The sequence below is a fragment of the Bradyrhizobium sp. AZCC 1719 genome (assembly GCF_036924525.1).
In the GTDB taxonomy this organism is placed as follows: domain Bacteria; phylum Pseudomonadota; class Alphaproteobacteria; order Rhizobiales; family Xanthobacteraceae; genus Bradyrhizobium.
The window spans coordinates 6,828,861-6,844,497 of the sequence record NZ_JAZHRU010000001.1 but is presented as its reverse complement, the minus strand read 5'-3'; the positions used below and the strand labels follow the sequence as shown (position 1 = coordinate 6,844,497).

The 15,637-nt window shown below is 63.3% G+C and carries 15 protein-coding genes; 8 read left to right on the top strand and 7 right to left on the bottom strand.

The window, feature by feature from the left end; genetic code table 11:
* Positions 1–19 precede the first annotated feature (19 nt).
* The 3 genes from V1292_RS32270 to V1292_RS32260 form a co-directional block, all read right to left on the bottom strand.
* Positions 20–640, bottom strand: a complete 621-nt coding sequence (locus tag V1292_RS32270; protein WP_334376578.1) for a flavin reductase family protein — start codon at positions 638–640, stop codon at positions 20–22.
* A gap of 85 nt (positions 641–725) precedes the next feature.
* The gene (locus V1292_RS32265) at positions 726–2,000 is read right to left on the bottom strand and encodes an acyl-CoA dehydrogenase family protein (RefSeq protein ID WP_028350958.1); all 1,275 of its coding nucleotides are present in this window, start codon (positions 1,998–2,000) and stop codon (positions 726–728) included.
* A gap of 220 nt (positions 2,001–2,220) precedes the next feature.
* Entirely contained in the window at positions 2,221–2,601 is a 381-nt protein-coding gene (locus tag V1292_RS32260; RefSeq protein WP_334376577.1) for a VOC family protein, read from the bottom strand.
* Between the two features lie 331 nt (positions 2,602–2,932).
* On the opposite strand from V1292_RS32260, the gene htpX reads away from it, so the two are divergent.
* Positions 2,933–3,868, top strand: a complete 936-nt coding sequence (htpX, locus tag V1292_RS32255; RefSeq protein WP_334376576.1) for a zinc metalloprotease HtpX — start codon at positions 2,933–2,935, stop codon at positions 3,866–3,868.
* Positions 3,869–4,179: 311 nt separating this feature from the next.
* On the opposite strand, the gene V1292_RS32250 is transcribed toward htpX, so the two are convergent.
* Positions 4,180–4,959 carry an SDR family NAD(P)-dependent oxidoreductase gene (locus tag V1292_RS32250; RefSeq protein WP_334376575.1) on the bottom strand — a complete coding sequence of 260 codons (780 nt, stop codon included), beginning with the start codon at positions 4,957–4,959 and terminating at the stop codon, positions 4,180–4,182.
* A gap of 160 nt (positions 4,960–5,119) precedes the next feature.
* Here V1292_RS32250 and V1292_RS32245 point away from each other — a divergent pair, with 160 nt between their 5' ends.
* The 3 genes from V1292_RS32245 to V1292_RS32235 are packed head-to-tail and all read left to right on the top strand — an operon-like array spanning position 5,120 to position 7,270.
* On the top strand, positions 5,120–5,911 hold the full coding sequence (locus tag V1292_RS32245; RefSeq protein ID WP_334376574.1) for an enoyl-CoA hydratase/isomerase: 792 nt from the start codon (positions 5,120–5,122) through the stop codon (positions 5,909–5,911).
* Positions 5,908–6,894, top strand: a complete 987-nt coding sequence (locus tag V1292_RS32240) for a phosphotransferase family protein (RefSeq protein WP_334376573.1) — start codon at positions 5,908–5,910, stop codon at positions 6,892–6,894. The genes V1292_RS32245 and V1292_RS32240 overlap by 4 nt, the downstream gene beginning before the upstream one ends.
* Position 6,895: 1 nt before the next feature.
* Positions 6,896–7,270 carry a DUF6285 domain-containing protein gene (locus tag V1292_RS32235; RefSeq protein WP_334376572.1) on the top strand — a complete coding sequence of 125 codons (375 nt, stop codon included), beginning with the start codon at positions 6,896–6,898 and terminating at the stop codon, positions 7,268–7,270.
* 109 nt (positions 7,271–7,379) lie between these two features.
* Here V1292_RS32235 and V1292_RS32230 read toward each other — a convergent pair whose 3' ends face one another.
* Positions 7,380–8,159, bottom strand: a complete 780-nt coding sequence (locus V1292_RS32230) for an enoyl-CoA hydratase-related protein (protein ID WP_334376571.1) — start codon at positions 8,157–8,159, stop codon at positions 7,380–7,382.
* A gap of 222 nt (positions 8,160–8,381) precedes the next feature.
* Here V1292_RS32230 and V1292_RS32225 point away from each other — a divergent pair, with 222 nt between their 5' ends.
* Positions 8,382–9,656 (top strand): acyl-CoA dehydrogenase family protein, encoded by a 1,275-nt coding sequence (locus V1292_RS32225; protein ID WP_334376570.1) that lies wholly within the window; start codon positions 8,382–8,384, stop codon positions 9,654–9,656.
* A gap of 11 nt (positions 9,657–9,667) precedes the next feature.
* A complete protein-coding gene (locus tag V1292_RS32220; protein ID WP_334376569.1) occupies positions 9,668–10,138 on the top strand; it encodes a GFA family protein in 471 nt (156 codons plus the stop codon).
* Between the two features lie 98 nt (positions 10,139–10,236).
* Here V1292_RS32220 and V1292_RS32215 read toward each other — a convergent pair whose 3' ends face one another.
* Positions 10,237–11,817, bottom strand: coding sequence for a fatty acid--CoA ligase (locus V1292_RS32215; protein ID WP_334376567.1), 1,581 nt, complete (start codon positions 11,815–11,817; stop codon positions 10,237–10,239).
* Between the two features lie 192 nt (positions 11,818–12,009).
* Complete coding sequence (locus V1292_RS32210) at positions 12,010–12,882, bottom strand: SDR family oxidoreductase (protein WP_334376566.1); 873 nt, start codon at positions 12,880–12,882, stop codon at positions 12,010–12,012.
* A 91-nt stretch (positions 12,883–12,973) separates the two neighbouring features.
* On the opposite strand from V1292_RS32210, the gene V1292_RS32205 reads away from it, so the two are divergent.
* Together V1292_RS32205 and V1292_RS32200 are read left to right on the top strand one after the other, a co-directional pair.
* On the top strand, positions 12,974–13,789 hold the full coding sequence (locus tag V1292_RS32205; protein ID WP_334377228.1) for a crotonase/enoyl-CoA hydratase family protein: 816 nt from the start codon (positions 12,974–12,976) through the stop codon (positions 13,787–13,789).
* A gap of 132 nt (positions 13,790–13,921) precedes the next feature.
* Positions 13,922–15,466, top strand: coding sequence for an acyl-CoA synthetase (locus V1292_RS32200; RefSeq protein WP_334376564.1), 1,545 nt, complete (start codon positions 13,922–13,924; stop codon positions 15,464–15,466).
* The last annotated feature ends 171 nt before the right edge of the window (positions 15,467–15,637 follow it).

The following is a 15,637-nucleotide window of genomic DNA, read 5'->3' as shown; positions in this document are numbered from 1 at the left end:
GCTTTGCCCACCCTACGGGCTACACCGCCGTCTTCGCCCCTTCCGCCGGCGGAAACACCACGCGGTCGTCGGTCCGGCAATAACGGTCCGCGAACATGCGGCCGATCGGGTGATAGCGCTCCATGTGCACGCGCATCGCGGCGTGATCCCACAATTCGTCGCGGATATGGAAGTGGATGCCTTCGCCCATCACCAACAGCCGGTCGCCGTTGACGTCGATCTCCTTCCAGGTCTTGCACTCCATCGCAAACGGCGCATCCGCCAGCCGCGGTACGATGATTTTGGTCGAGGGCGCCAGTTTGAGATCAAGATAGTCCGGCTCGCCGACCTCGGGCGGAAAATCGCCGCTGCTTTCATGCATCGCCCGCGCCAAGGGCTCGTCGGTCATGTTGACGACGAACTCGTTAGTCCGCCGGATGTTGATCACGGTATCCTTGACGCGGCCGTCGGGCCGCAGATTGGCGGCAAACATGCAGAGCGGTGGGTCCTCGCAGAACACGTTGAAGAAGCTGAACGGCGCCGCGTTGACCACGCCGGTCGGACCAATCGTCGTCACCCAGGCGATCGGCCGCGGCAGCACGAAGGAGGTGAGCACCTTGTAGCGCTCGCGGGGTTTTAGATCGCTGGGGTCGTATTGCATGTAGGGGGCTCCGCATTCAGTGCGGGCGCAAGTAGCGGTGGGCACAGCGCTTGCGCGCCTTTGCCCACCCTACGAGAGCACAACTCTACGGCATGCTCAGTTCATGCCTTCCGACCACCATCCAGTGCACCTCGTCCGGACCGTCGGCGAAGCGGAGGTGGCGGACGTCCTGGTACATCTCGCCGAGCGGGCTCCACTGCGAAATGCCGGTGGCGCCGTGCATCTGGATTGCCTGGTCGATGATCTTGCAGGTGCGCTCCGGCACCATGGCCTTGACCATGCTGACCCAGATCCGCGCCTCCTTGTTGCCAAGCACGTCCATCGCTTTCGCGGCTTTCAGCACCATCAGGCGCATCGCCTCGATCTCGCAGCGCGCCTGCGCGATGATCTGCAAGTTTCCGCCGAGATGGGCGATCTTCTTGCCGAAGGCTTCGCGGGTGAGCCCGCGCGACACCATCAGGTCGAGGGCCTTTTCCGCCTTGCCGATCGTGCGCATGCAGTGATGGATGCGCCCCGGTCCGAGGCGGACTTGCGAGATTTCAAAGCCGCGGCCTTCGCCGAGCAAAATGTTCTCCTTCGGCACCCGGCAATTGTTGAAGCGCAGATGCATGTGGCCGCGCGGCGCGTGGTCGTGGCCGAACACGTGCATCGGGCCCAAAATCTCGACGCCGGGGGTGTCGATCGGCACCAGGATCTGCGACTGCTGCTTGCTCGGCGGTGCATCGGGATTGGTCTTCACCATCACGATCATGATCTTGCAGCGCGGATCGCCGGCGCCGGAGATGTAATACTTCTCGCCGTTGATCACCCATTCGTCGCCGACGAGTTTTGCCGTGGTGGAAATATTCTTGGCGTCGGAGGAGGCAACGTTGGGTTCGGTCATCGCGTAGGCCGAGCGGATTTCGCCTGCCAGCAGCGGCTTCAGCCACTTCTCCTTCTGCTCCTTGGTGCCGACGCGCTCCAGCACTTCCATGTTGCCGGTATCGGGCGCCGAGCAGTTCATGGTCTCCGACGCCAGCGGATTCTTCGCCAGTTCAACCGCGATATAGGCGTAGTCGAGATTCTTCAGGCCTTCGCCGGTCTCGGCATCAGGCAAAAAGAAATTCCACAGGCCCTCTTCCTTGGCCTTGTCCTTGGCCTTCTGCAGCACCGCGAGTTGCTCCGGCGTAAAGCTCCAGCGGTCCTTCTTGCCCTCGCCGAGCCGCATGAACTCGACCGACATCGGATCGACGGTCTCGCGGATGAATTTCTTGACGTGCTCGTAGAGCGGACGAACCTCGTCCGACATGCGCAAATCGTTGAGTTCTTCGCCCGGGTTGAGATTGTAGGTCGTCGTCCGCGGGATGTAGGCGTGTTTCATGTATATTCCTCCCATTGCGCAGACCATTCATCTGCGGGCGCGCACTCGGCTCGTTGGCCGGCAATGTAGACGGCGGGGCAGGGCTTGTACAAGGACGGGAGAGGGGGCGTGATTTTCCGCGCCGTGGGAAGTGCGTAGAGCGGATTACCGAAGCGTAATCCGCAGCATTCGGAGCTGAAAGAAAGGTGGGTTACGGCTTCGCCTAACCCACCCTACACGTCTACGCCGGCATCCTGTGCATCGCGCAGATCTTGTTGCCGTCGAGATCGCGCAAATAAGCGAGATAGAGTTTGCCTGCGCTGCCTTCGCGGATGCCCGGCGGATTTTCGCAGGTCGTTCCGCCATTGGCGATGCCGGCCGCGTGCCATGCGTCGGCCTGTTCGGCCGAGTCGGCCGCAAAGCCGATGGTGCCGCCATTGGCGGGCGTCGCGGGCTGGCCGTTGATCGGCTTGGTCACCGAGAATATCCCGGTCTTGGTGATGTAGAAAATGCGGTGGCCGTCGACCCGTGCCGGCCGCACACCGAGCGTGCCGAGCAATGCGTCATAGAACGCCTTGGCCTTGTCGAGGTCGTTGGTGCCGATCATCACATGCGAAAACATTTCTTCAATTTCCTCCCAGTTTTTCCGGACGAACATTTTTCCGAACAAACGCAAATTGCTTGCCACTTCGCTTTCCCGGCCCGCCTCATCACGCTGCCCGTTGCCGGGCAATGTAGACGGCGGCGCGGGCGTTCTACAAGCGGCCCCGTCCGGTAGCCGAAAAGCCACGCGATCCCACCGGATTACGGATCGTTAATCCGGCTGGCGCGTTGGTTCCTGTCGCCAAACGCGGCGCCTCGACGCACCCCGGCATCTTGAAGCGCGGCCACGGGAGTTCCTACCTTTGGGATGCCAGCCCGGCGTATCCGCCGCGGGCGGCAAGGAGACGACAATGAGCTATTTTAAGACTGCCATTCTGTTGGCCGGTCTGACCGGCCTCTTCATGGGCGTCGGCTATCTGATCGGCGGCGCCACCGGTGCCACGATCGCGCTCGTGATCGCGGCTGCGACCAATATTTTCGCCTACTGGAATTCGGACCGCATGGTGCTGTCGATGTACGGCGCCCATGAGGTCGACCAGCGCACGGCGCCCGATCTCTTCAATCTCGTGGCCGAACTCGCCGGCCGCGCCGGCCTGCCGATGCCGCGCGTGTTCCTGATGGACGAGCCGCAGCCCAACGCCTTCGCCACCGGCCGCAATCCGCAGAACGCGGCGGTCGCCGTGACCACGGGTCTGGTGCAGTCGGTCAGCCGCGAAGAGCTCGCGGGCGTGATCGCGCACGAGCTGGCGCACATCAAGAATCACGATACGCTGCTGATGACCATCACCGCGACTATTGCCGGTGCGGTCTCGATGCTGGCGCAGTTCGGCATGTTCTTTGGCGGCAACCGAGACAACGGTCCCGGCATCATCGGATCGATTGCCATGATGATCCTGGCCCCGCTCGGCGCCATGCTGGTGCAGATGGCGATCAGCCGGACCCGCGAATACGCCGCAGACGATCTCGGCGCGCGCATTTGCGGTCAGCCGATGTGGCTTGCGTCCGCTCTGGCCAAGATCGCCAACGCCGCGCATGTCGTGCCGAATGTCGAGGCCGAGCGCAATCCGGCGACCGCGCACATGTTCATCATCAACCCGTTGTCGGGTCAGGGCATGGACAATCTCTTCACGACGCACCCCTCGACCGAGAACCGCATCGCCGCGTTGCAGCAGCTCGCGGCGGAGCTTGGCGCGCAGGGCGGCACCTTCTCCGCCAACGCGCGCGCCAACTATCCGGGCCGTGGCCCGTGGGGCCGGACTTCTACCTCGCGCGGCCCGTGGGGATAGACTGACCGTAGGGTGGGCAAAGGCGCGCATGCGCCGTGCCCACCATCTCTCACCGATCGCTTGATGGTGGCACGCTTCCGCCTTCGCTCGTTGAGCTACGGCGGACAAGTCGCATTGTCCACCCTACGGACTCGGGCGCAATGCGTCGCGAGATCGCGAAGTCATACACAGTTGTCATCGTCCGCGAAGGCGGACGATCCAGTATTCCAGAGACGCCAATTGCCTGATCGAGAAGCCGCGGCGTACTGGATCCCCCGCCTTCGCGGGGGATGACGGCTCTGTATGACGAGGCCTAGCGCGCCACACCCACCTCAAAACGCCGTATACCCGCCATCGATCACAAAGCAATCCGCCGTATGATACGACGATGCCTTGCTCATGATGTACACGGCGATGCCGCCGAAATCGCTCGGCTCGCCGAAGCGGCGCACTGGAATGCGCGGCATCACGTTGGCGACGAATTTGTCGTTGGCCATCAGCCCCGACGTCATGTCGCTCTTGATCCAGCCGGGCAGGATCGCGTTCGCGGTGACGCCGTAGCGCGCCAGCTCGACCGCGAGTGCGCGGCACAGCGCGTTCAGCGCCGCCTTGGTGCCGGCGTAATGCTCGTTGCGCGCGGTGCCGAACAAGGACGCCAGGCTCGAGGTCGCCACCAGCCGGCCGAATTTGTCGCCGGCGTCCGCACGTTCGGTCATGTGGCGGGCGGCGGCCTGAAACACGTGGAAGACGCCGTCGAGATTGGTCGCGAACATTTTTCGCCATTCCTCCTCGGTGCGGTCGATAAAGGCGCGCCGTCCGCCGCCGCCGATACCGGCATTGGCAAAGCAGCCATCGACGCGGCCGAACGTATCGAGCGTCGCCTTCATCGCGGCCTTGACGGAGGCGGGGTCGGAGACGTCGCAGATTTGCGTATGCACCTTGCCGGGCCCGGCCGACATGGTTGTCGCCGCGCTCTTGTTCTTGTCGCCATTGCGGCCCCAGATCGAGACGTTGCAGCCTTGCGCGTTCAGCGCCTGCGCAATGCCGAGGCCGATGCCGCCATTGCCGCCGGTGATGACGGCCGTGCGGCCGGTGAGGTCAAAGATGCTCATTGGATGTTTCCATTTGTTTGGCAACAGAGTTGCGCCCTGCGGCGGGCAGATGTTCTGGCGCAAGCATGGACAACGCCGCCCAGAAAATCAAATATGGGCGAGACATCGTCCGATCTTCCGCGCAGCGAAATAGCGCGTAAACACAAGTTAAGAGGAAACAATGCAGTTCAAGCACGTCACGCTCGATTTCGATGGCGCGGTCGCCGTTCTCAAGCTCGACCATCAGGAGGTCATGAACGCGGTCTCGATGGACATGCTGGGCGGGCTTGGCGAAGCGCTCGATGCGATCGAGGAGAAGCGAGAGGAGGTGCGCTGCCTCGTGCTGACCGGCGCTGGACGCGCCTTCTGTACCGGCGCCAACCTGCAGGGCCGCAACAACCAGAAGCCCGGCAAGAGCAATGCCGGGCAATCGCTGGAAATCGGTTTTCACCCGTTCCTGCGGCGGCTGCGCCGGCTGCATTGTCCGATCGTCACGGCCGTCAACGGTCCCGCCGCGGGCGCCGGCATGAGCTTTGCGCTGATGGGCGACATGATCCTCTGCGCCCGCTCGTCCTATTTCCTGCAGGCGTTCCGGCGCATCGGCCTGGTGCCGGACTGCGGCTCGACCTGGCTGTTGCCGCGCATGATCGGCAAGGCGCGCTCAGTCGAATTGTCGCTGATGGGTGAACGGTTGCCGGCTGAGAAAGCTCTGGAATGGGGCCTCGTCAACCGCGTCTATGACGATGCTGACTTGATGGAGGAGGCGATGAAGCTCGCGCAAGAGCTCGCCAATGGCCCGACGATCGCGCTGTCGCTGATCCGCAAGCTCTACTGGGACAGCCCGGAAAATTCCTTCGAGGAGCAGCTCAACCTCGAATTCGAATCGCAACGCATCGCCGGCGCGGCTGATGATTTCAAGGAAGGCGTCAGCGCCTTCCTCGAAAAGCGCCCCGCCAAGTTCAGGGGCAAATGATCGAGGAGCAACTCGGGCGCTGCGTCGCCTCCTGGTATCCGGGAGCGACCGGCGTGACTGGGGCCGCCAAGCTCTCCGGCGGCGCCAGCCAGGAGACCTGGACGTTCGATATCGTGCATCCGAGCGGCAATGTTGGCGCCATCCTGCGCCGCGCGCCTCCGGGCTATGGCGCGTCGCCGGGGCGGGCGGCCGGCCTGGATGCCGAGGCGACGCTGATGCAATTGGCACATGATGCCGGCCTGCCTTCGCCGCGCGTGATGCATGTGCTGAAGCCGGAGGACGAACTCGGCCGCGGCTTCATCATGCAACGCATCGAGGGCGAGACCATCGCGCGCAAGATCCTGCGCGATGAGCAATTCGCCAAGGCGCGGCCGATCCTGGCGCGGCAGTTGGGCCGCGTGATCGCCGGCATTCACGGCTTAGCCCCAGCGAAACTGCCGAAATTGCGCGAGATGAGCGCGACGAAGGAGATCGCCGACCTCGAGCGGGAATACCGCAGCTTCAACTGGCCGCGGCCGGTGTTCGAACTGGCGCTACGCTGGCTGCGCGAGCGCGATCCCGGACCGTCGCAGGAGGTGACGCTGGTGCATGGCGATTTTCGCCACGGCAACCTGATCATCGGCGCCGACGGCGTCCGTGCGGTGCTGGACTGGGAGCTCGCGCATGTCGGCGATCCGATGGAAGACTTGGGGTGGATCTGCGTCAACTCCTGGCGCTTCGGCGAGATCGACAAGCCGGTCGGAGGTTTCGGGACGCGGGACGAATTGTTCGCCGGATACGAGGAAGCCGGCCGCAAGGTCGATCCTGATCGTGTGATGTTCTGGGAAGTGATGGGCACGCTGCGCTGGGGCATCATGTGCTGCGGCATGATGCAGCGTTTCCGGCAAGGCCCCGACCATTCGATGGAACGCGCCATGATCGGGCGGCGCTCGTCGGAGACTGAGATCGACTTGTTACGGTTACTCGCTCCGCGAGGGAAATAACATGCAGGACGAACCGACTCCCACCGAACTGATCAAGGCGGTCGCAGACTTCCTTCGCAACGAGATCGCCCCAGAGATCAAGGGCCATAACGCCTTCAAGCTCCGTGTCGGCATCAACGCGCTCGACCTGGTGACGCGGCAATTGTCGCTGGAGCAGGGCAGCGACGCAGCGGAGGACGCGCGGCTGAAGCAGTTGCTCGGCATGGATGGCTCGCTGATCGAATTGAATCGCGCGCTGTGCGAGAAGATCGCCAGAGGCGAAGTAGATCTGCAGACGGCAGGGCTGGCCGAGCACCTCTGGCGGACCACGATGGACAAGCTCGCCGTCGATCAGCCGAACTATGCGTCGTACAAGAGGGAGCTGGGAAATAAGTAACTGGCTTCGTCATTCCGGGATGGTCCGAAGGACCAAACCCGGAATCTCGAGATTCCGGGTTCGATGCTTCGCATCGCCCCGGAATGACCCGTCGTGGGTACCGAAATCCTCACCGCCCCAGCCATTTCGGCGGACGCTTCTCCGCAAACGCCTTCGGTCCCTCGATGTAATCCTGCGAGGCCGCCATCGCCTTCACGGCCGGGTATTCGCGCTGCTCGGCGATCGCCTGTTCCAGCGACACTTCGAGGCCGCGCTGGATCGCCTGCTTGGAGGCGCGGATCGACATCGGCGAGTTCTTGCAGATCGTCTCCGCCCAGCGCTCCGCCGCCGCCAGCGCTTCGCCGGCCGGAACCACCTCGTTGACGAAGCCGAGCTCAAGTCCCTCCTTGGCCGAGACGTGGCGCGCGGTGAGGATCATCCCCATGGCGCGCTTCAGCCCGATCTGTCGCGGCAGCCGGTGCACGCCGCCGGCAAGCGCGGCAAGGCCGACGCGCGGCTCGGGCAGGGCGAAGGTCGCATTCTCAGAGGCAATGATGAGATCGCAGGCCAGCGCGATCTCGAAGCCGCCGCCCATCGCGACGCCGTTGACGGCGGCGATGATCGGTTTGTCGCAGTCAAAGCGCGCGGTGAGGCCGGCGAAGCCGCCCTTGTCCCAGCCGCGTTTTCCGCCGGCCGCCTGCCATTTCAAATCGTTGCCGGCGCAGAACGCCTTGTCGCCGGCGCCGGTGACGATCGCCACCCATTGCTCAGGATCCGCGCAAAAATCGTCGAACACCTTGTTGAGCTCGAAATGCGCGTCGATATGCAACGCATTGTACACTTCCGGCCGCGACAGCGTGATGATCGTGATCGGCCCCTTGCGTGTCACCTTGGAGAATTTCAGGTCCATGTTTGCTCCCGTTTGGATTTTCTGCGGCGAAGAATATTGGCCGCGATCATAGCGCCGGCCAGCCGTCCGAAACCATCCAATTACGCAAGGCCCCCGCGCGTGCCAAGGTCCATTCCGTTGCTTGACTTGGGCGTGGTCTTCCAACCTAAATCGATCCGAGCAGGAGCGCCGCGTAGCGCCTAAACGCAAAAGCAATAAACGACATTTCCGGGAGAGACCGCCTTGGATTTCAACCTGCCTGCCGACCTCACAGCCTATCTCGACGAACTCGATCGCTTCATCGCGCGCGAGATCAGGCCGCTGGAGGAAGCCGACGACAACATCCGCTTCTTCGATCATCGCCGCGAATGGGCGCGTACCGATTTCGAAAACGGCGGCCTGCCTCGGCATGAATGGGAAGCGCTGCTGCGCAAGGCCAAGAACCTCGCCGACGCCGCCGGCCATTTGCGGTTCGCGATCCCGAAGCGCTATGGCGGCAAGGACGGGTCCAACCTCTGGATGGCCGTCATCCGCGAGCATTTCGCTGCAAAGGGCCTTGGCCTGCACAATGATCTGCAGAACGAGCATTCGATCGTCGGAAACCTGCCGCTCGTGACCATGCTCGACCGCTACGGCACCGACGAGCAGAAGGCGATGATCGAAGGCTCGATATCAGGAAAATACCGCATCACCTTCGGCCTCACCGAGCCTGATCACGGTTCCGACGCTACGCATATGGAAACCAGGGCGGTGCAGGCGACGCGTGACAACGTCAAGGGCTGGATCATCAACGGCCAGAAAATGTGGACCACCGGCATGCATGTCGCGACCCATTGCGCGCTGTTCGCCCGGACATCCGGCAATGACGGCGACGCGCGCGGCATCACCTGCTTCCTGGTGCCGGCCAAAAGCGAGGGTGTGAAGGTCGAGGAATATATGTGGACCTTCAACATGCCGACGGACCATCCCCGCGTCAGCTTCACCGATGTATTCGTGCCCGAAGACGCATTGTTCGGCGAGATCGGCCGCGGACTATCGCTGGCGCAATGTTTTGTGCACGAGAACCGGATCCGGCAGGCGGCGAGCTCGCTGGGCGCGGCTGTCTACTGCATCAACGAAAGCGTCAAATATGCGCGCGAGCGCAAACCGTTCGGCAAGGCGCTGGCCGAGAACCAGGCGATACAGTGGCCGCTGGTGGAGCTGGCAACGCAGGCCGAAATGCTCAGGTTATTGATCCGCAAGACCGCGTGGGAGATGGACCAACTCACCCAGGCCCAAGTCGAGCACACTCTGTCCGATCGCGTCTCGATGTGCAACTACTGGGCAAATCGCCTCTGCTGCGAGGCCGCCGACCGCGCCATGCAGGTGCATGGCGGCATGGGCTATTCGCGCCACAAGCCGTTCGAACACATCTACCGCCACCACCGCCGCTACCGCATTACCGAAGGCAGCGAGGAAATCCAGAAGCGGAAGGTGGCGGGATTCCTGTTCGGCTACATGGGCGCGGGGAAGCACTGAGGAGCAAGATCATGGAAGGTGGATGTACTTGCCGGCATGTCCGCTACCGCCTGAACGGCAGGCCTATGATCGTGCATGCCTGCCATTGCACCTGGTGCCAGCGCGAGACCGGCACCGTGCATGCGCTCAATGCGATGTACGAGGCTGAGAGAGTCGAGCATATCGGCGCCGCGCCCGAGATCATCGTGACGCCGTCGGCGAGCGGCAAGGGCCAGCGCATCGCCCGCTGCCCGATCTGCAAGGTGGCCGTCTGGAGCAACTATCCGGGCTCCGGGCCCGCGGTGCGTTTTGTCCGCGTCGGTACCATGGATGATCCGTCCCAGTGCCCGCCGGACGTTCACATCTTCACCTCCACCAAGCAGCCCTGGGTGACGCTGCCACCGGGCGCAAAGGCGTTTGCCGAGTTCTACGATCCCGCAGAGGTCTGGTCGGATGAAGCCAAGGAACGCCGGCGGGCGTTGCGTGAGCGGGCAGGGAAGTAGGGTGGGCAAAGGCGCACTTGCGCCGTGCCCACCATCTACCCAGGTCATGACAACGAATGGTGGGCACGCTGCGCTTTGCCCACCCTACGAGAGCGAGGTCAATTCACCTGCCGGTCCTTACCCGCCCAATACGGCTCGCGCAGATTCCGCCGCAAGATTTTCCCCGACGGATTGCGCGGCAGCGCCTCCATGAAGTCGACCGATTTCGGCGTCTTGAATCCCGCAATGCGCTCGCGCGTAAAATTGATGATGTCGGTGGCGGTGGCCTGCTTGCCCGGCTTCATCACCACGATCGCCTTCACCGCTTCGCCCCATTTGTCGTCGGGGATGCCGATCACGGCGGCTTCGGCGACATCAGGATGATCGCAGATCGCGTTCTCGACTTCGGCCGGGTAGATGTTCTCGCCGCCGGAGATGATCATGTCCTTGATGCGGTCGTGGATATAGAGATAGCCGTCCTCGTCCATGTAGCCGGCGTCGCCGGTGCGCAACCAGCCGTCGCTGTCGAGCGTCCTGGCGGTGGCTTCCGGCAGGTTCCAGTAGCCGACCATGTTGGAGCCCGAACGAGTCGCGATCTCGCCGACCTGGCGAGGCGGCAGGCGGTTGCCGTCGGGATCGAGGATCGCAAGCTCGATGCCGGGCAGCGCCTTGCCGGCGGAGCGCATGCGCTCCAGCCCCTCGACATGATCCTCGGGCGGAAGGGCGACGATGGTGCCGGTCGTCTCGGTCATCCCATACAATTGCACGAAGCCGCACTTGAACACCTCGATGCACTCCTTCAGCAATGCCGCCGGAATCGGCGAGGCGCCGTAGAGCATGTACTTCAGGCGCGAAAAATCCACCTGCCGCGCGCGCGGCTGCCGCACCACGAACTGCATCGCCGCCGGCACCATGAACAGTTTGGTAATGCCGGACTGCTCGAAGAAATCCAGCACCTTGGTCGGGTCGAACTCGCGCGCGATCACGCCCTTGGCTCCGTGATACAGCCCCATCACGCCCCAGCCGGAGCCGCCGATGTGGAAGACCGGCATCGCCACCAGCGAGACGTCATCGGTCGACCACTTGTTCCATTCGGGCTTCTCGGCCTCGCTGCCGGCGTGCACCAGATTGAGGAAGTTGGCGTGCGACAGCATCGCGCCCTTGGGCTTGCCCGTGGTGCCCGAGGTATAGAGCTGGATCGCGATATCCTTCGGGCTGATCGCCACCTTCGGATCGTCGCCGCTGGCCGCATCGCGCCAAGCCGTAAAATCCTGCCATTCCGGCGCGCCGCCCTCGGTGGTGATCACGTGGCGCACGTCGGGCAGTTGCGCCTTGATGTTGCGAACCTGCGCGATGAACTCCGGTCCTGCGAACAGCACCGGCGCCTTGCAGTCTCCGACGATGAAGGCGATCTCGGGGCCGGCGAGGCGCCAGTTGACCGGCGCCATCACCACCTTGGCCTTCATCGCGCCCATCAGTAGCTCGAAATAGATGTCACTGTTCTTGCCGAGATAGGCGATCCGCTCGCCCGGCTTGACGCCGAGCGCGATCAGCGCATTCGCAACGCGGTTGGTGTTGATATCGAAGTCGGCAAAGCTGGTCTGGCGTCCCTCGAATTCATAGGCGATCGCATTGCCGCGCGTTCTGGCGCGGTCGCGCACCATGTCGACGAGATCAGTCAATTGCTGCGAAGCGGACATGTCTCTCCCGTATCGTCTTGTTATCGTTGCGCGGAGTTTGGCGGTATCGCGCGACAAAGACAATATGCCACCGTCGTCCCTGCGAACGCAGGGACCCATACGCCGCGGCCTCTCGGTGAGACGATGAGGCTAGTTGCCTTCGTACCTATCGACGCTGGTGGTTATGGGTCCCTGCGTTCGCAGGGACGACAACTACCCCCTTGCCGCGCGATCCTTCTCGTTCTGCGCCTTGATCGAGTCGCGCGCCTTGTTCCAGTCGTCGTCGCTCCAGTCGCGCAACTGATAGAAATTGCCGCCCATCGCGAGCGCCTGCGCGCCGTCCATGGCGATGGTCTCGCCGTTGATCCAGTCGCAACCGCCGGAGATCAGGAAGACCGCGAGGTTCTGCAATTCCTCCATGGTGCCGACGCGGCCCATCGGGTTCTGCGCCCGCGTGCGCGCGCCGGCCTCGTCGCCCGGTTTGATGCGCTTGCTCATACCCTCGGTCGGGATTTCGCCGGGCGCAATGGTGTTGAGGCGGATGCCGTACTTGCCCCATTCGACCGCGAGCGACATCGTCATGGCGTGGATCGCCGACTTGCTCATCGCCGAGGGCACCACATAGGGCGAGCCGTTGCGCACCCAGGTCACCGTGATCGACACCACGTTGCCGCGTTGCTTGGCGGCGATCCAGCGCCGACCGACCGCGTGCGTCACGTAAAACGTGCCATGCATCACGATATTGGCGACCGCGTCAAAGCCGCGCGGCGAGAGCTCTTCCGAGCGCGAGATAAAATTGCCGGCGGCATTGTTGATGAGATCGGTGAGGGGGCCCGAGGCCCAGATCTGTTCGATCATCTCGTCGACAGCCATGGCGTTGCGGATGTCGACGCCGTGGCTGACCACGCGCCCACCATGCAGATCCATCAATTCGGTTGCGGTCTCGTCGCAGACGATCTTGCGGCGGCCGCAGATGTGGACCTCGGCTCCCAGTTGGAGAAACCGCGCGGCCATGGATTTGCCGAGGCCGGTGCCGCCTCCGGTCACGAGAATGCGTCGCCCGGCGAGAAGCTGATCGTTGAACATCGTTTCCACCCCAGGGGATTGTCTGTTAATTGGTCGATTGACTAAAACCGGACAACACCGTTCTGTAAAGCAGCAACTGAGGAGATTTTTCATGGAGCAGCGCGTCTCGATCTCGATTTCGGACGGCATTGCCGATGTCCGGCTGGTGCGGGCCGACAAGATGAATGCGCTCGATGCCGCGATGTTTGAGGCACTGGTGGCCGCGACCGAGCGGCTGGCCCATGAAAAGGGGCTCCGGGTGGTAGTATTGTCCGGGGAAGGGCGGGCGTTTTGCGCCGGTCTCGATATGGGGCGCTTTCAGGCCATGAAGGAAAGCGGCGGTAACGGGATCGCCGGCGGCGAGAAGCGCGACCTCACTGCACGCACCCATGGCATCGCGAACTTTCCGCAAGCTGCGGTCTGGGGCTGGCGCCAGCTTCCGGTGCCGGTCATCGCCGCGATCCAGGGCGTGGCGTTCGGCGGCGGCTTCCAGCTCGCGCTCGGGGCCGACATGCGCTTCCTCACGCCGGACGCGCGGATGTCGATCATGGAAATTAAATGGGGCCTGGTGCCCGACATGGCCGGCACGCCCATTCTCGCCAGTCTCGTTCGCGACGATATTTTGCGCGAACTCACCTATACCGGCCGCATCTTCTCCGCGCAGGAGGCCATGAGTTATGGCCTCGCGACGCGCATCTGCGACGATCCGCGCGCGGCGGCTTTCGAGATCGCACGCGAGATCGCCGGCAAAAGTCCCGACGCGATCCGCGCTGCCAAGCGTATGCTGAACAAACTCTCCGTCGATCCGGCTCCGGCGTTGCTGGCCGAATCCGTCGAGCAGCAGAAGCTGCTCGGCAGCCCCAACCAGACCGAAGCCGTGCGCGCCAATATGGAAAAGCGCGCGCCGCGGTTTGTGGATGTGGGATAACTAGGCTCCCGGTCATTCCGGGATGGTGCGTTAGCACCAGACCCGGAATCTCGAGATTCCGGATTCGATGCTTCGCATCGCTCCGGAATGACTGCGCAGCTTTCAAACCCGGCACCAGATCGGAAAGAGACAATGTCAGCCTCCCAACCCTTCCTCGGCATTATCAGCGGCGAGCGCCGGCGCGACCACGGCGAGGTCGCCGAACGGACTGAGCGCATCGCCAGCGGGCTGCAAAAGCTCGGCGTCAAGCAGGGCGACAGCGTTGCCATGCTGATGCGCAACGACATCGCCTTCATCGAGGCGGCTTATGCGGCAATGCGGCTCGGCGCCTATGGCGTGCCGGTCAACTGGCACTTCAAGCCGGAAGAGATCAATTATGTGCTGACGGATTCCGGCACATCCGTGCTGATCGCGCATGCCGACATGCTGCATCAGTTACGCGAGGCGATCCCGCAAGGCGTCACTGCGCTCAGTGTCCCGACCCCACCGGAGATTCTCAGCCATTACAAGATCAATCCGGATCATCTGGCGACGCCCGACTTCGCGATCGATTTCGAATCCTGGCTGAACCAACACCAGCGCTATGACGGGCCGGCGGTGCCGCAGCCGCAGAACATGATCTACACCTCCGGCACGACAGGCCATCCCAAGGGCGTGCGCCGCTTTGCGCCGACGCCGGAGCAAAGTGCTAACGCCGAGCGCATGCGCGCGCTGATCTACGGTCTCAAGCCGGGGGCCCGCGCGCTGCTGCCGGGGCCACTGTATCACTCCGCGCCGAATTCGTTCGGCCTGCGCGCCGGCCGCCTCGGCGGCGCACTGGTAATCATGCCGCGCTTCGACGCGGAGGAATTTTTGCGCGTGATCGCGACCGAGAGGATCGACACCATCTTCATGGTGCCGACCATGTTCATCCGGCTGATGAAGCTGCCGGAGGAAGTGCGCAGGAAATACGACATGTCGTCGCTGCGCCATATCATCCATGCAGCCGCGCCATGCCCGGCCGACGTCAAGCGCGCCATGATCGAATGGTGGGGGCCGATCATCTACGAATTCTATGGATCGACCGAGTCCGGTGCGGTTACGTTTGCGACTTCCGAGGACGCGCTGAAGAAGCCCGGCACCGTCGGCAAGATCGCGCCGGGTGCCGAGCTGCGTTTCATCGGCGACGACGGCAGGGAACTGCCGCTGGGCGAGATCGGCGAAATCTATTCGCGCATATCAGGCAATCCCGATTTCACCTACCATAACAAGCCGGAAAAGCGCACCGAGATCGATCGCGACGGTTTCATCACCTCGGGTGACGTCGGTTATATCGATGCGGACGGCTATGTCTTCATCTGCGACCGCAAGCGCGACATGGTGATTTCAGGCGGCGTCAATATTTATCCGGCCGAGATCGAGGCTGCGCTGCATGCGATTCCTGGCGTGCATGATTGCGCGGTGTTTGGCATTCCCGACGCCGAATTCGGCGAGGCGCTGATGGCCGTGGTGGAGCCGCAGCCGGCGGTGACGCTCGACCTGGCTTCCATCCGCAGCCAGCTCAAGGTCGCGCTGGCCGACTACAAGGTGCCAAAACACATCGAAATCCAGTCCAACCTGCCGCGGGAAGATTCCGGCAAGATCTTCAAGCGCCGCCTGCGCGATCCCTATTGGGAGCGGGCAGGGCGGAGGATTTAGCTGGCGCTGCCGTGCCGCGGATGCTCCGCTGCGCGCTCGGGATCGCGTTTCGCGCGACTCCGGCGGTACGCTGCTGATCCGGGGCCCACGCCTGAGCATACCTGACATCGGGTCCCGGCTCTGCGGAGCAGCGCGAAGGGCGCTCCGCCTTGTCCGGGATACCACGGTGTG

Coding starts and splice junctions, on each gene's coding strand:
- V1292_RS32270 (WP_334376578.1), bottom strand. CDS start 640: ATGCAATACGACCCCAGCGATCTAAAACCCCGCGAGCGCTACAAGGTG.
- V1292_RS32230 (WP_334376571.1), bottom strand. CDS start 8,159: ATGGACCTGAAATTCTCCAAGGTGACACGCAAGGGGCCGATCACGATC.
- V1292_RS32260 (WP_334376577.1), bottom strand. CDS start 2,601: ATGTTTTCGCATGTGATGATCGGCACCAACGACCTCGACAAGGCCAAG.
- V1292_RS32240 (WP_334376573.1), top strand. CDS start 5,908: ATGATCGAGGAGCAACTCGGGCGCTGCGTCGCCTCCTGGTATCCGGGA.
- V1292_RS32250 (WP_334376575.1), bottom strand. CDS start 4,959: ATGAGCATCTTTGACCTCACCGGCCGCACGGCCGTCATCACCGGCGGC.
- V1292_RS32220 (WP_334376569.1), top strand. CDS start 9,668: ATGGAAGGTGGATGTACTTGCCGGCATGTCCGCTACCGCCTGAACGGC.
- V1292_RS32200 (WP_334376564.1), top strand. CDS start 13,922: ATGTCAGCCTCCCAACCCTTCCTCGGCATTATCAGCGGCGAGCGCCGG.
- V1292_RS32205 (WP_334377228.1), top strand. CDS start 12,974: ATGGAGCAGCGCGTCTCGATCTCGATTTCGGACGGCATTGCCGATGTC.
- htpX (WP_334376576.1), top strand. CDS start 2,933: ATGAGCTATTTTAAGACTGCCATTCTGTTGGCCGGTCTGACCGGCCTC.
- V1292_RS32235 (WP_334376572.1), top strand. CDS start 6,896: ATGCAGGACGAACCGACTCCCACCGAACTGATCAAGGCGGTCGCAGAC.
- V1292_RS32245 (WP_334376574.1), top strand. CDS start 5,120: ATGCAGTTCAAGCACGTCACGCTCGATTTCGATGGCGCGGTCGCCGTT.
- V1292_RS32265 (WP_028350958.1), bottom strand. CDS start 2,000: ATGAAACACGCCTACATCCCGCGGACGACGACCTACAATCTCAACCCG.
- V1292_RS32210 (WP_334376566.1), bottom strand. CDS start 12,882: ATGTTCAACGATCAGCTTCTCGCCGGGCGACGCATTCTCGTGACCGGA.
- V1292_RS32215 (WP_334376567.1), bottom strand. CDS start 11,817: ATGTCCGCTTCGCAGCAATTGACTGATCTCGTCGACATGGTGCGCGAC.